Origin of the sequence: Variovorax frigidus (genome assembly GCF_051216515.1) — a bacterium.
GTDB lineage: Bacteria > Pseudomonadota > Gammaproteobacteria > Burkholderiales > Burkholderiaceae_C > Variovorax.
The window spans coordinates 577,239-590,853 of sequence record NZ_JBPJZF010000004.1 but is presented as its reverse complement, the minus strand read 5'-3'; the positions used below and the strand labels follow the sequence as shown (position 1 = coordinate 590,853).

The window sequence follows — 13,615 nt, the reverse complement described above, 5'->3', positions numbered from 1 at the left end:
CAAGGCAGCACGAAGAATCCGCAGGCGTCGCCCTTCGCGCGACCCCCTTTCTTCTCCCCGCGACGGCGGTCCGCATCCGACGATGCCGTGCCCCGCGCAACTCACTCAGGACTCCAGGATGTCTCTTCCCTTCGTCTCCGGCCGCGTGCCAGGTCGCAGCCTTCGCTTCTCGTTCGGTGCCGCCGCAGCCTGCGTGCTGTTCCTCGGCGCCGCAACGGCGGCCGAGACACCGCGGTCGGGCGGCCAGGTCACCTTCGGCGTGACGACCGATCCGATCTGCTTCAACCCCCACCGCTCGACGCAGCAGAACTCCTACATCGTCATCCGCAACTACATCGACTCGCTGGTGGCCAAGGGCACCGGCGGGAAGTTCCTGCCCTGGCTGGCGCAGGAGTGGTCGGTGTCGGCGGACGGCAAGACCTACAGCTTCAAGCTGCGCCCCAACGTGGTGTTCCATGACGGCAGCAAGCTCGACGCCGAGGCCGTGAAGTTCAACTTCGACTTCGTGCGCGACACCCGGAACACCAACGCGGCCGGCGAGCTGCTGAAGTCGGTCACCGGCGTGCAGGTGGTGTCGCCGACCGAAGTGCGGCTGCAGCTCGAGCGGCCCGATTCGGGCCTGCTCGAATCGATCGCCAGCGTGCGCCTGGGGCTGATCTCGCCCAAGGCGCTGCAGGCGGGCGACGGCCTGTGCGCGGGCGGCCCGGCGCTGGCCGGCACCGGCCCGTTCGTGTTCGAGAACTACACGCGCGGGCAGTCGGCGTCGTTCGTGAAGAACAAGGACTACGCCTGGGCGCCGGGCTATGCGGCGCACCCGGGTGCGGCCTACCTGGACCGGGTCACGGTGCGCTTCCTGCCCGAGTACGCGGTGCGCGCGGGCGCGTTGTCCTCGGGCCAGGTGGACGTGATCGAAGGCGTGCAGCCGACCGACGTGGGCCTGTTCAAGGGCCGGCCGGGCTTCCAGTTCCTGGTCGGGCCTGCTGGTGCGCAGACCTCGTTCACGCTCAACGTGAACTACACCATCGCACCCGCGACCGACGTGCGCGTGCGCCGTGCGCTGCGCGACGGCGCCGACATCGGTGCGCTGGTGAACAGCGTCTACCGCGGCACCTACCGCCGCGCCTGGTCCAACATCGGGCCCGACAACCACTTCTACAACAAGGGGCTCGAGAACAGCTGGGGCAACGACGTGAAGGGCGCGAACCGGCTGCTCGACGAGGCCGGCTGGACCGCGCGCGACGCCGAGGGCTACCGCACCAAGGACGGCCAGCGGCTGGCTATCGAGGTCGGCTATCCGCAGCCCTTCATCCGCGACAACCGCGAGGTGCTGATCCAGGGCCTGCAGGCGCAGCTGCGCAAGAACCTGGGCTTCGACCTCAAGTTGCGCTTCATCACCGGCGGCGAATGGGCGCAGCAATTGCAGAAGGGCAACTGGACGATCTACCCGAACACCTACCTGCCGGCCGACGCCGCGCAGGAGCTGCAGGGCAACATCGGCGACAGCGGCTTTATCCGCGCGGTGGCCGACAAGGGCGACAAGGAGCTGTTCCGCCTGATCAACGACGCCCTGGCGTCCACCAGCCCCGAAGCCAAGAAGAAGCTGGTCGAGGACGCGCAGCGTCGCGCGGTCGACCAGGGCATCATCGTGCCGCTGTTCTCGGCCAACTACCAGCTGGCAGCCAAGGCCCACGTGCGTGGCCTGTCCTTCGAGACGCAGCTCGACTCACCCTCGAACTTCCACGACGTCTGGCTGGACGCCAAATGAGTTCCTCGCTCTCGCGGCGCGTGGCCTCGCGCCTCGGCGCAAGCTTGTTGGTGGCCTGGGGCAGCACCACGGCCGCCTTCCTCGGGCTGCACGCGCTGCCGGGCAACATCGCCGACATCCTGGCCGGCGACCTCGACTACCCGGGCCTGCGCGAAGCGATCGCCACCGAATGGGGGCTGGACCGCAGCCTGCCCGCGCAGTACGTCGACTTCCTGCGCCGCATCGTGACCGGCGACTTCGGCACTTCGTACGAACTGCGCACGCCGGTCGCCGACGTGGTCGCGTCGCAGATCGGGTCGACCGTGCAGCTCGCAGTGAGCGCCGGCGTGCTGGCCTTGGTGGTCGCCTTCGTGGTGGCGACGTTGACCTCGGGCCAGGGCCGTATCGGACGCGCAATCGCGGGCACCGTCGAACTCGTGTGCGCGTCGACGCCGGTGTTCTGGCTCGGCATCCTGCTGCTGATGGCTTTCTCGTTCACGCTGCAGTGGCTGCCGGTGTCCGGCGACGAGGGCTGGGCCTCGCTGGTGCTGCCGGCGATCACGCTCGCGCTGCCCACGGCCGGCCTGCTCGCGCAGGTGCTGCGCGAGGCGATGGAGAAGACGCTCGACCAGCCCTTCGTGGTCACGGTGCGATCCCGCGGGCTGACCGAATGGCGGGTGCGCACCCACCATGTGCTGCGCCACGCGGCGCTGCCGGTCATGACGCTGGGCGGCTGGCTCATCGGCGGCCTGCTGGGCGGTGCGGTGATCACGGAGAAGGTGTTCGGCCGGCCGGGCCTGGGCACCGTCACGCTCAACGCAGTGCTGAGCCATGACGTGCCGGTGGTGCTGGCCGTGGTGCTGCTCGCGGCCTTCATCCATGTGGCGGCGTCGACGCTGCTGGACCTGCTCTACGTACTCGTCGATCCGAGGTTGAAAACACCATGAACGCTTCTTCCCAGGCGATGGCCGGGCTGGTGCTGACCGGCACCGCCGAGGCCGCACCGCCACGGCGCCGGCGCCTGCCGCGCCCGCCCATCGCCGCGCTGCTGTCGGCGCTGTTCGTGCTCCTGTTGCTGGCCGCGGCCATCGCGCCGGGCTGGCTCACGCCGCACGATCCGCTGGAAGGCGACTTCCTCGCCGTGCTGGAGCCGCCCGGCGCCGAGCATCCGTTCGGCACTGACCGGCTGGGCCGCGATGTGCTGGCGCGCACGCTGTACGGCGCGCGCCATTCGCTGGCCATCGGCCTGGGCAGCACCGCCATCTCGGTGTTCTTCGGCGTGTTGCTGGGCATGGCCGCGGGCCAGCGTAACCGGCTGCTCGACGAGGGCATCTCGCGGCTGCTCGACGTGATCTCGTCGTTCCCCGGCGTGCTGCTGGCGATGCTGGTGGTGATCTTTCTGGGGCAGGGCATGGCCAACATCGCGATCGCGGTGGGCATCGCCGGCATCCCGAAGTTCGGCCGCGTGGTGCGCGCGCAGACGCAGGTGGTGCGCAATGCCGACTATGTGACGCACGCCTACATCTACGGTCGCAGCCGCGCCCAGGTCTTCCTGCGCCACGTGCTGCCGAACGTGCTGGTGGCGGTGCCGGTGACCGCGACCATCTATGTCGGCTCGACGATCCTGGCCACCTCGGGCCTGAGCTTCCTCGGGCTGGGCCCGCAGCCGCCGACGCCAGAGTGGGGCGTGATGCTGGCCGAGAGCCGCGACGTGCTGCGCGTGGCCTGGTGGCCGGGCGTCTTCCCCGGTGCCGCGATCACCCTGACCGTGATCGCGTTCACGGTGCTGGGGCACCATCTGCAGCGTCGTTTCGAAGGGCGAGCACCATGAGCGCGGTACTGGATGAAGGTGCCGGCAGTGTCGATGCCCTGGCCGCGCCGCTGGTCGACATCGAAGGGCTGAGCATCCACTTCGACGGCCCCGAGGGCCGGCGCGCGGTGGTCGAGTCGGTCGACCTGTTGATCCGGCCGGGCGAGTGCGTGGCGCTTGTCGGCGAGTCGGGCTCGGGCAAGAGCGTGACCGCGCGCAGCCTGCTCGATCTCGCGGGCCCGGGCGCGCAGGTGTCGGCCCGGCGCTTCCTGCTCGAAGGTGCCGATGCGCAGCGCTTCGACAAGGCCGCCTGGCGGTGCCAGCGCGGCACCTTCGCCGGCCTGGTGATGCAGGACGCGCTGGTGTCGCTCGACCCGTTGCGCTCCATCGGCCAGGAGGTCGGTGAGGTGCTCACCCACCACCGGCTGCTGCGGGGGCGCAGCGCCATCGTGCAGCGCACGATCGAGACGCTCGCGCGCGTCGGCATCGCCGATCCGGAAGTGCGCATGCGGCAGTACGCACACCAGTTGTCGGGCGGGCTGCGTCAGCGCGCCCTGATCGCCGCGGCCATCGCGGGTCGGCCGAGACTGATCATCGCGGACGAACCCACGACCGCGCTCGACGCCAGCATCCAGAAGCAGGTGATCGAGGTGCTGTCGCGGCGCGTGCGCGACGACGGCGTCGGCCTGCTGCTGATCAGCCACGACCTGTCGGTGGTGGCCGAGATCGCCGACCGCGTGCTCGTGATGCGCGGCGGCCGTGTGGTCGAGTCGGGCCTGACCGCCGATGTGCTGTCCAGGCCGCGCCACCCCTACACGCGCCAGCTGATCGCGGCCGTGCCCTCGGCCTCGTCCAAGGGCAGCAGGCTCGCGTCCGCACGCTTCGAATCTTCGGCCGACGACGGCCGCACGCACCTCGTGCGCGACCCGCTACCGCCGCGCGCGGTGTCGAGCGGCGATGTCGTGCTCGAGGTCGAGGGCATCGGCAAGCGCTTTGCCCGCAGCGGGCGGGGGGCGGCGGCACAGGATTTCGTTGCGCTGAGCGATGTGTCCTTTGCCATCGGCGCGGGCGAGGTGCTCGGGCTGGTCGGCGAATCGGGCTCGGGCAAATCGACCTGCGCGAAGATCGTGCTGGGGCTGCTCACGCCCGACGAAGGCCGCGTGCAGCTGCTGGGCCAGCCGTGGTCGGGCCGGTCCGAGCGTGATCGCCGCGCGCTGCGGCCCAGGCTGCAGTACATCCCGCAGGACCCGCTGAGCAGCTTCGACCCGCGCTACACGGTGCGCGACGTGATCGCGGAGAACCTGGGCGGATTGGCGGGTGCAGCCGCGTCGCGCCGCATCGGGTCGCTGCTCGAGCAGGTCGGCCTCGGCGCCGCGGTGGCCGACCGGTCGCCGCGCACCTTGTCGGGCGGCCAGCGGCAACGGGTCGCGATCGCGCGTGCCCTCGCCGCCGAGCCCGCACTCATCGTGTGCGACGAGCCGGTGTCGGCGCTCGACATCTCGATCCAGGCGCAGGTGGTCGATCTGATCGGCGAGCTGCAGTCGCGCCTGGGCACGGCGCTGCTGTTCATCTCGCACGACATCAACCTCGTGCACCACATCGCCGACCGTGTGCTGGTGCTCAACGCAGGGCGCATCGTCGAGCACGGGCCGGTGGACGACGTGTTCCTGCGGCCACGGCACGCCTACACGCGCGCGCTGCTCTCGGCCGTGCCCAAGCCGCTGGTGGCAGCGGACTGAGCGGAGGTCAGTCGACGTTCGCCAGCGCGGGCTTCGCGCTGTGCAGGTCGGCCGCCGGCACATGGCCGGGGTAACCCGGCAGCGCGATGCCCAGGTGCTCGCGCAGCGTGCGGCCGCTGTACTCGGTGCGGAACAGGCCGCGTTTCTGCAGGATCGGCACCACGCCATCGACGAAGTCCTGCAGCCCGTCGGGCAGCTGGTCGGGCATCAGGTTGAAGCCGTCGGCCGCACCGCCCTTGAACCAGTGCGTGATGTCGTCGGCGATCTGCTCGGGCGTGCCGACGATCACGCGGTGGCCACCGCCGCCCGCGAGTTCGCGCACCAGCTGGCGCACCGTGAGGCCGCCCCCGCGCGCCGCCGCCAGCGTGGCCTGGAAGAAGGTGTGGTTGCCGTTGCCGCCCGCGGGCAGCGCCAGGTCCTCCGGCAGCGTTTTGTCCAGCGGCAGCCGGTCGGGTGTCACGCCCAGGATGCCGGCCAGCCGGGCCACGCTGTAGTCCCAGGGGATCAGGTCGACCAGCGCATCGCGGCGCGCGCGGGCCTGCGCCTCGGTGGCGCCGATGATGGTGGTCAGGCCCGCGAGCACCTTGACGGCATGCGGGCCGCGGCCCAGTTCGGCGGCGCGGCGGTTCAGCGCCTGGCTGTAAGCCAGCGATTCCTCGAAAGACTGCGAGGCCGAGAACACCGCCTCGGCATGGCGCGAGGCGAGCTCGCGGCCGTCGGACGAGCCGCCGGCCTGGACCAGCACCGGGTGGCCTTGCGGCGTGCGCGGCAGTGTGGAGGCGCCGGCCACCGCGAAGTGCTCGCCGCGGTGGGCGATGGGCCGCACCTTGGCGGGGTCGATGAAGCGGCCGGAGGCCTTGTCGCCGATGAAGGCGTCGTCGGCCCAGCTGTGCCACAGCGCCTTGACCACGTCGGTGAACTCGCTCGCGCGGCCGTAGCGCTGCGCATGGTCGGGTGCGGCATCCCGGCCGAAGTTGCGGGCCGAGGGCACGTCGGCCGTGGTCACCACGTTCCAGCCCGCGCGCCCGCCGCTCACATGGTCGAGCGTGGCGAAGCGGCGCGCGATGTTGAAAGGCTCGTTGTAGCTGGTCGAGGCGGTGCCGATGACGCCGATGTGCGTGGTGGCCGCGGCGATGCTGGCCAGCAGCACCGTGGGTTCGAGCGCGGTGATCGGACGGAAGTGGATCTGGTCGACGATGGCCGCGTTGTCGGCCAGGAACACCGCGTCGAGCTTGCCGGCTTCGGCGATCTGCGCCACGCGGATGTAGTGCTGCACGTCGATGAAGGCGTGCGGGTCGCTCTCGGGCAGGCGCCAGGCCGAGGGCACGAAGCCCGAGTGCAGGATGTTGACGTTGAGGTGGAGTTGGCGAGGCGGGGTGGGGGAGCGGCTCATCGGTGCTTCGGGCAGGAAGGGTGGCAGGGCTGAGCGCCGCCGAAGCATCGCGAGGACCCATGGGCCGCCACGTCACGCACCGCCGAAGCGGGCCTGTGCCGGGGCCATGGCGTCGATGCCGCGGAAGGTCAGGCGATCCACTCTAGGCGGCCGCCGCCGCACGCCCAAGGAAGCTTTGCGTGCTTCGATATCTGCGCGGCAGATATCGAAGCGACGAAAAGCGGCACCCGGACGTCAGCCCGTCACTGTGCCGGGCAGCGCAGCCCCGCCTGCGCGATCAGGCCACGCAACTGCGCGGTGCTGGCCGAGTCGTCGGGGCCGATCGTGTTGCGGGTGAAGGTGCAGCCATAGCTCGGCTGGGCCACGGTGGCCGGCGTCACGACGTCGTCGCCCGCGGGCTTCACGCCGTCGCGCTCCCACTTGACCATCGCGTCGAAGGCCTCGGCCTGTTCGGCGACGGTGAAGTCGCAGTGCGTGGCGCCGCGGATCGCGCGCTGCACCAGCCAGCCGTCGTTGCCCTTGGCGGTCACGCGCTTCTTGTAGATCTGCTCCATGCTGAAGGGCACGTACAGGTCGCCCAGCGTGTGCAGCGTCACCACGGGGATCTTGAATTCGCCCGGGGTGGTGGGAATCCAGCGAAGCCCGTCGCGGCGCAGGCGGTTGGCATCGGCCACGCCCGTGACCTGGAGCGCGGCGGCATTGAGCGCGGCCGAGCCTGTGGGGTCGCCATCGATGGTGTAGACGAAGCGATGGGTGTCGACCCCGTCCTTGTTGAGGATGCCGTTGACCGTGCCGTCGCGGCCGAACACGCCCCACACGGCGGAGAAGGAGCCGCCGTAGGCCAGGCCGAGGTCGAACAGCGGACGTTCGCCGCCGGTGAGGTTCTTCAGCACCGACTTGTAGCGGTTGCCCAGCGCCGTGGTGGTGACCGGTGCGGTCGGGAACTGGGTGAACAGCGCGGTCGTGACCTTGGCCTGTACATCGCCCCAGTTCCTGAACGGGTTGTTCGCGACGCCCGCGATCGCCTGCGCCGTGACCTGCGCGCCGGCGAAGTAGTCGAACAGTTCGGTGTCGCCCAGCACGCCGCACATCGGCACGGCACCGTTGTAGCGGACCTTGTTCTTCGCAGTGGCGAAGGCCTCGTTCTCGATCGCGGCCGCCGTGATGTGGCCGCCCATCGAATGGCCGGTGATGTAGAGGCGCGTGGGCGCCGCGAGCGGGCGCTTGTTGTCCGAGGCGATGCGGTTGAAGGCCAGCGCCAGGGCGTTGGTGTCTTCCACGCCCACCCGCACGTCGTAGAAATTCTTGCTGTAGCTCGATGCCGCCCATGCATAGCCGTTGGCGATCAGGTAGCGGCGGATCGACGGGTTGGTCACGGCGAGCGCATTGCCTTCGCCTGCGTAGCCATGGGCGTACATCACAAGCTTGCCGTTCCAGTTGGCCGGCACTTCGACGCGGTAGGCGGCACCGCCGAGCACGCCGGCCCAGCGGCTGGTGGTGGCCGGGTCGACCGTGTCGCCCGCGCGGGCCATGGCGGCGAAGGTCGTGGCAGCGGGGTCGACCGGCGCGAAGCTGTTGCGGCTGTCCTGCAGGCGGGTTTCTTCCGGTGCGACCGGCGTGACGAGATCGCCGCCGCCGCCGCCACAGGCAGCCAGGCTCAGGGTCACGGTCAGGGCCAGCAGGGGGGCGCTTCTTGTCATGTGCATCGGGATGTCTCCGTACGTGGGGGTGGGGCACCCGGCCGCCGGGCAGGGGCCTGTCCGCAACCCCAGCCAGCCGGGTCGTCCACAGCCTATGGCGAGGGGCTGCCGCTTCACCCCGGGCTTACCCGTGACCGCTATCGCATGGGCGACAGAAGGTGACAGAGGGCGGCGGTGTGGTCGTGCAGGGCGCGGCGCTGCCCGTCTGTCGCGCTGAGTGGGGGGAGAGGGTGGCAGGGGAGGCCCTACCATTGCCTCCCCTCGCTACCCGACCCCGCCATGTCGCTGACCCTCCTGCTTCTTCAATTGACCGTGATCCTGGCGGTGGCCCGCGGCTGCGGACTGCTGCTGCGCGCCTTCGGCCAGCCGATGGTCATCGGCGAGATGGCCGCGGGCGTCCTGCTCGGGCCGATCGTGTTCGGCGCGCTGTTCCCGCAATGGCACGCCCAGCTCTTCCCGGCCGCCTCGCTGTCCGCGCTCTCGTCGCTGGCAATGGTGGGCGTGGTGCTGTTCATGTTCATCGTCGGCGCCGAACTGCGCGCGCCCAGCGGCATGGGTGCACAACTGCGCGCGGCCGGCTGGGTCGGCCTGTCGAGCATGGCGCTGCCGATGGTGCTGGGGCTGGCGATCGCGCCGATGCTGCACGCTTCGCTGGCGCCCGCGGGCGTGGCCTTCTGGCCTTTCGCGCTGTTCATCGGCGTGGCGCTCTCGATCACCGCTTTTCCGGTGCTGGCGCGCATCCTCAAGGACCGCGGGATGACGCAGACCCGCGTCGGCCAGCTCTCGCTCGCGGCGGCCGGCGTGGTCGACGCCTTCGCCTGGGTGCTGCTGGCTTTGGTGGTGGCGCTGGCGAGCGCGGGCGGCGGCTGGTCGGCCTTCGCGCGCATCGCCTGCGGCCTGGCCGCGCTGGTGACCGTGGTGTTCTGTGTGGTGCGGCCCTTGCTGGCCTGGGCGCTGCGTCGCTACGCGCCCGACGGCACGCCCACGCCGATGCTGCTGGCCGGTCTGATGATCGGGCTGTTCGCCTGCGCGATGGTCACCGAGTGGCTGCACCTGCATGCGGTGTTCGGCGCCTTCCTGTTCGGCATCAGCCTGCCGCGCGACAACCGGCTGCTGCATGCGCTGGTCGAGCGCATCGAGCCGCTGTCGATCATCGTGCTGATGCCCATCTTCTTCGCGCTGGCCGGGCTGGGCACGCACCCGGGCGCCTTCACCGACGCCGGCCTCGGCGCGCTGGGCCTGATCCTGGCGGTCGCGACCGTGGGCAAGATCGTCGGCGGCGCGGCCGGCGCGCGGGTCTGCGGCTACGACTGGCGCGAGAGCCTGTCGACCGGCGCTCTGATGAACTCGCGCGGCCTGATGGAACTCATCGTGATCAAGGTCGGGCTCGACGCGGGCCTGATCGGTCCCGAGCTGTTCACCATGCTGCTGGTGATGGCGCTGGCGACGACCGCGGCCACCGGGCCGCTGCTGACGCTGATCGAGCGGCGCGGCGGCGCGCGGGCCGGGGCGGCGGCAGGCCGCTAGGGCCTGTTCACACTATTTCCGCGACCCCGGAAATAGTGTGAACAGGCCCTAGCCGACGGCACAATGCGTGCCTCCGAATCAAACAAGACAAGACAAGAGATATGGACGCCATGGATGCAAGCCAAGAATGCGACGTGCTGGTGATCGGCGGCGGGCCTGCCGGCTCGACCATCGCCACGCTGCTCGCGCGCCAGGGCCGGCGCGTCGTGATGCTCGAGAAGGCGCACCATCCGCGCTTCCACATCGGCGAGTCGCTGCTGCCGGGCAACGTCGAGCTGTTCGACAAGCTGGGCGTGCGCGACCAGGTCGAGAAGATCGGCATGCCCAAGTTCGGCATCGAGTTCGTGCCGCCCGATCTGCCCTACCGCAGCTATGTCGATTTCTCCGAGGGCTGGAACCCGAAGCTCGATTCGGCCTGGCAGGTGCGCCGCTCGGAGCTCGACGAGCTGCTGTTCCGCAACGCGACGAAGGAGGGCGCGCTGACGCTCGAGGGCGCGCAGGTGCGGCAGGTCGATTTCGACGACAGCGGCGCCACGGTGCAGGCCGTGCTCGACGACGGCGCGCGCCGCAGCTGGCGCGCGAAGTTCGTGGTCGATGCGAGCGGGCGCGACACGCTGCTGGCCACCAAGCTCAAGTCCAAGAAGAAGAACACCGAGCACAACAGCACCGCGCTGTTCGGCCACTTCCGCGGCGCGCGCCGGCTCGAGGGCAAGCGCGAGGGCAACATCAGCATCTGCTGGTTCGAGCACGGCTGGTTCTGGTTCATCCCGCTGGCGGACGGCACGACCAGCGTGGGCGCGGTGTGCTGGGCCTACTACCTGAAGGCGCGCGACAAGCCGCTCAAGGACTACTTCTACGACACCATCGCGCTGTGCCCCGAACTGGCCGACCGGTTGAAGGACGCGACGCTGGTCGACGACGCGGTGCACGCCACCGGCAACTTCTCCTACGCCAGCACCCATGCGACGGGCGAACGCTACCTGATGGTCGGCGACGCCTTCACCTTCATCGACCCGATGTTCTCCTCGGGCGTGTTCCTCGCGATGCAGAGTGCCTTCGACGGCGCCGAACTGGTCGCCACCGCGCTCGACAAGCCCGTCGAGCTGCCGGCCGCGCGCCGTGCGCTGGAAAAACGCATGCGCGTCGGGCCGCGCGACTACTCGTGGTTCATCTACCGGGTCACGAACCCGACGATCCGCGACATGTTCATGCACCCCAACAATGCGTTCAACGCCAAGCAGGGCCTGATGTCGCTGCTGGCCGCCGACATCCACAACCAGGGGCCGGCCTACCGCCAGTCGCTGCGGATGTTCAAGCTGATCTACTACTTCGTGTCGCTGATCCACCCGCGCCGCACCTTTGCCGGCTGGAAGCGGCGCAGCGGCAACATCCGCGATCACGGCGCGCTCAGGGGCGAGACGATCCAGACCTCGGAATGAACGCGGTCGGATGTCCCGGCGCGCGGCGCGGACGAAAGCCGGGCCGGCCGCCGAGGTCGGGGGTTTTGCGCTAAAACCCGAAGCCGACCTGTTCTCTTTTCTCTGCGCCGCAAGGCGGATCCGACATGCAATCCTTCGACGTCGACGACATCGTCCGCGCCCTGCGCGACGCACGCCACGAGTGGCGCGACTCGCAAAAGCGCGCCCGTGAACCCGTGGGCCGTGAATTTCCCTCGCGCGAGGCCCTGACCGAGATCGTCGAGGCGCTCAAGGGCGCGCTGTTTCCGATGCGGCTGGGCCCGCCCGACCTGCGCCACGAGAGCGAGGACTTCTACGTCGGCCACACGCTCGATGCGGCGCTGATGGGCCTGGTGGCCCAGGCCCGGCTCGAGCTGCGCTATGTCGGGCGGCAACGCTCGCTCGACGAGGTGGCGCTCGATGCGCAGGCCAGCGCGGCGGTCAAGGCCTTCGGTGCCTCGCTGCCGCAGATCCGCCGACTGCTCGACAGCGACGTGCTGGCCGCCTACCAGGGCGACCCGGCGGCGCGCAGCGTCGACGAGGTGCTGCTGTGCTATCCGGGCGTGCTGGCGATGATCCACCATCGCCTCGCGCACCGGCTCTACGGCCTGGGCCTGCCGCTGCTGGCGCGCATCGTCGCCGAACTCGCACACGGCCAGACCGGCATCGACATCCATCCGGGCGCGACCATCGGCGCGGGCTTCTTCATGGACCACGGCACCGGCGTGGTGATCGGCGAAACGGCCGTGATCGGCGAGCGCGTGCGCCTCTACCAGGCCGTGACGCTGGGCGCCAAGCGCTTCCCGACCGATGCGGAAGGCCACCTGCAGAAGGGGCTGCCGCGCCATCCGGTGGTGGAGGACGACGTGGTGATCTATGCCGGCGCGACCATCCTCGGGCGCGTGACGCTGGGCAAGGGCGCGACCATCGGTGGCAATGTCTGGATCACCGACGACGTGCCGGCGGGCGCGAGCGTCACCCAGGCCAGCCTGCAGAAAAAACCGTGTACCTGATGCACACATCCTGAGACATGTCTCGGGGTCATACTGTGCGTTCCGCCTCTCTCTGGAGAACGCCATGAATGCCGCAGTGAATCCCAAGCGCCTGCTCGAACCCGACGATTCGACGGACCATGTGTTTGGCCCGCCCGGCGCGCGCGCCACGCTGGTCGAGTACGGCGACTTCGAGTGTCCGTCCTGTGCGCAAGCCTACCCGGCCGTGAAGATCATCCTCGACCACTTCGGGCCCAAGGTGCGATTCGTGTTCCGGCACTTTCCCTTGCGTGAGGTGCACCCGCATGCCGAACTGGCGGCCGAGGCCGCCGAAGCCGCGGGCGCGCAGGGCAAGTTCTGGCCTTTTCACGACCTGCTGTTTTCCCACCCGCATCGGCTGGGCGCGGCACACCTGCGCGACCATGCGCAGCAGGCCGGCCTGGACATGGCGCGCTTCGAGAACGAACTGCGCGACCATGTCTACCTGCAGCGCGTGCAGGAGCAGATGCAGGTCGCGACACAACTGCGCGTGCGCGCCACGCCGACCTTCTATCTCAACGGCGAGTTCGTCGACGTGTCCTTCGGGCTGCTGCACCTGCAGCAGGCGATCGAACGCGTGCTCGACCCCGCCTGAACCTCATTTCTTCCACTTCCATTTCCTCTGGAGAGATTGCATGAGTCAGTACAAGATCGCGGTGCTCATCGGCAGCCTGCGCAAGGATTCGTTCAACCGCAAGCTGGCCCTCGCGCTGGCCCACCTCGCGCCCTCGGACTTCACCTTCGAGCACCTGGAGATCGGCGACCTGCCGCTCTACAACCAGGACGACGACGGCAACCAGGCGCCGGCCGTGAAGCGGCTGAAGACGGAGATCGCGGCGGCCCAGGGCCTGCTGTTCGTCACGCCGGAATACAACCGCTCGTTCCCGGGCGTGCTGAAGAACGCGATCGACCATGCCTCGCGACCCTACGGCCAGAACGCCTGGGGCGGCAAGCCGGCCGGTGTGATCGGGGTGTCGGTGGGCGCCATCGGCACCGCGCTGGCGCAGCAGCACCTGCGCAATGTGCTGGCCTACCTCGACGTGCCGACGCTGGGCCAGCCCGAGGCCTTCATCCAGAACAAGGAAGGGCTCTTCGACGAGAAGGGCCACGTGTCGGAAGCCAGCAAGCAGTTCCTGCAAAGCTGGGTCGACAAGTACGTGGCCTGGGTCAAACGGCACAACTGAACACGCGCATGAACCTGCTGCGCACCCCGA

At 69.7% G+C, this 13,615-nt stretch carries 11 protein-coding genes; 9 read left to right on the top strand and 2 right to left on the bottom strand.

What is annotated here, in order from left to right; all coding sequences use genetic code 11:
* Positions 1-118: 118 nt before the first annotated feature.
* Genes ACSFBC_RS15030 through ACSFBC_RS15015 form a run of 4 tightly spaced genes read left to right on the top strand, consistent with a single transcriptional unit; the run spans position 119 to position 5,293 of the window.
* On the top strand, positions 119-1,765 hold the full coding sequence (locus ACSFBC_RS15030; RefSeq protein WP_435511120.1) for an ABC transporter substrate-binding protein: 1,647 nt from the start codon (positions 119-121) through the stop codon (positions 1,763-1,765).
* Positions 1,762-2,691 carry an ABC transporter permease gene (locus ACSFBC_RS15025; protein WP_435511119.1) on the top strand — a complete coding sequence of 310 codons (930 nt, stop codon included), beginning with the start codon at positions 1,762-1,764 and terminating at the stop codon, positions 2,689-2,691. The genes ACSFBC_RS15030 and ACSFBC_RS15025 overlap by 4 nt, the downstream gene beginning before the upstream one ends.
* Positions 2,688-3,575, top strand: a complete 888-nt coding sequence (locus tag ACSFBC_RS15020; protein ID WP_435511118.1) for an ABC transporter permease — start codon at positions 2,688-2,690, stop codon at positions 3,573-3,575. Before ACSFBC_RS15025 ends, ACSFBC_RS15020 begins: the two co-directional genes overlap by 4 nt.
* Positions 3,572-5,293 (top strand): dipeptide ABC transporter ATP-binding protein, encoded by a 1,722-nt coding sequence (locus tag ACSFBC_RS15015; RefSeq protein WP_435511117.1) that lies wholly within the window; start codon positions 3,572-3,574, stop codon positions 5,291-5,293. The genes ACSFBC_RS15020 and ACSFBC_RS15015 overlap by 4 nt, the downstream gene beginning before the upstream one ends.
* Positions 5,294-5,300: 7 nt before the next feature.
* On the opposite strand, the gene ACSFBC_RS15010 is transcribed toward ACSFBC_RS15015, so the two are convergent.
* A complete protein-coding gene (locus ACSFBC_RS15010; protein ID WP_435511116.1) occupies positions 5,301-6,686 on the bottom strand; it encodes an LLM class flavin-dependent oxidoreductase in 1,386 nt (461 codons plus the stop codon).
* A gap of 242 nt (positions 6,687-6,928) precedes the next feature.
* Positions 6,929-8,392, bottom strand: coding sequence for an alpha/beta hydrolase family protein (locus ACSFBC_RS15005; RefSeq protein WP_435511115.1), 1,464 nt, complete (start codon positions 8,390-8,392; stop codon positions 6,929-6,931).
* A 273-nt stretch (positions 8,393-8,665) separates the two neighbouring features.
* Between ACSFBC_RS15005 and ACSFBC_RS15000 the strand changes: the two genes are divergently transcribed.
* From ACSFBC_RS15000 to ACSFBC_RS14980, 5 genes are all read left to right on the top strand, one after another.
* Complete coding sequence (locus tag ACSFBC_RS15000; protein WP_435511114.1) at positions 8,666-9,913, top strand: cation:proton antiporter; 1,248 nt, start codon at positions 8,666-8,668, stop codon at positions 9,911-9,913.
* 110 nt (positions 9,914-10,023) lie between these two features.
* Positions 10,024-11,352, top strand: coding sequence for an NAD(P)/FAD-dependent oxidoreductase (locus ACSFBC_RS14995; protein ID WP_435511113.1), 1,329 nt, complete (start codon positions 10,024-10,026; stop codon positions 11,350-11,352).
* 125 nt (positions 11,353-11,477) lie between these two features.
* Complete coding sequence (epsC, locus tag ACSFBC_RS14990) at positions 11,478-12,383, top strand: serine O-acetyltransferase EpsC (RefSeq protein WP_435511112.1); 906 nt, start codon at positions 11,478-11,480, stop codon at positions 12,381-12,383.
* A gap of 64 nt (positions 12,384-12,447) precedes the next feature.
* Positions 12,448-12,996, top strand: a complete 549-nt coding sequence (locus tag ACSFBC_RS14985) for a DsbA family protein (protein ID WP_435511111.1) — start codon at positions 12,448-12,450, stop codon at positions 12,994-12,996.
* 40 nt (positions 12,997-13,036) lie between these two features.
* Positions 13,037-13,585, top strand: a complete 549-nt coding sequence (locus ACSFBC_RS14980; RefSeq protein WP_435511110.1) for an NADPH-dependent FMN reductase — start codon at positions 13,037-13,039, stop codon at positions 13,583-13,585.
* Positions 13,586-13,615: the final 30 nt, after the last annotated feature.

Bases quoted from the DNA above. Each gene is read 5' to 3' on its own strand.
- ACSFBC_RS15030 (WP_435511120.1), top strand. From the start codon at position 119: ATGTCTCTTCCCTTCGTCTCCGGCCGCGTGCCAGGTCGCAGCCTTCGC.
- ACSFBC_RS15025 (WP_435511119.1), top strand. From the start codon at position 1,762: ATGAGTTCCTCGCTCTCGCGGCGCGTGGCCTCGCGCCTCGGCGCAAGC.
- ACSFBC_RS15020 (WP_435511118.1), top strand. From the start codon at position 2,688: ATGAACGCTTCTTCCCAGGCGATGGCCGGGCTGGTGCTGACCGGCACC.
- ACSFBC_RS15015 (WP_435511117.1), top strand. From the start codon at position 3,572: ATGAGCGCGGTACTGGATGAAGGTGCCGGCAGTGTCGATGCCCTGGCC.
- ACSFBC_RS15010 (WP_435511116.1), bottom strand. From the start codon at position 6,686: ATGAGCCGCTCCCCCACCCCGCCTCGCCAACTCCACCTCAACGTCAAC.
- ACSFBC_RS15005 (WP_435511115.1), bottom strand. From the start codon at position 8,392: ATGCACATGACAAGAAGCGCCCCCCTGCTGGCCCTGACCGTGACCCTG.
- ACSFBC_RS15000 (WP_435511114.1), top strand. From the start codon at position 8,666: ATGTCGCTGACCCTCCTGCTTCTTCAATTGACCGTGATCCTGGCGGTG.
- ACSFBC_RS14995 (WP_435511113.1), top strand. From the start codon at position 10,024: ATGGATGCAAGCCAAGAATGCGACGTGCTGGTGATCGGCGGCGGGCCT.
- epsC (WP_435511112.1), top strand. From the start codon at position 11,478: ATGCAATCCTTCGACGTCGACGACATCGTCCGCGCCCTGCGCGACGCA.
- ACSFBC_RS14985 (WP_435511111.1), top strand. From the start codon at position 12,448: ATGAATGCCGCAGTGAATCCCAAGCGCCTGCTCGAACCCGACGATTCG.
- ACSFBC_RS14980 (WP_435511110.1), top strand. From the start codon at position 13,037: ATGAGTCAGTACAAGATCGCGGTGCTCATCGGCAGCCTGCGCAAGGAT.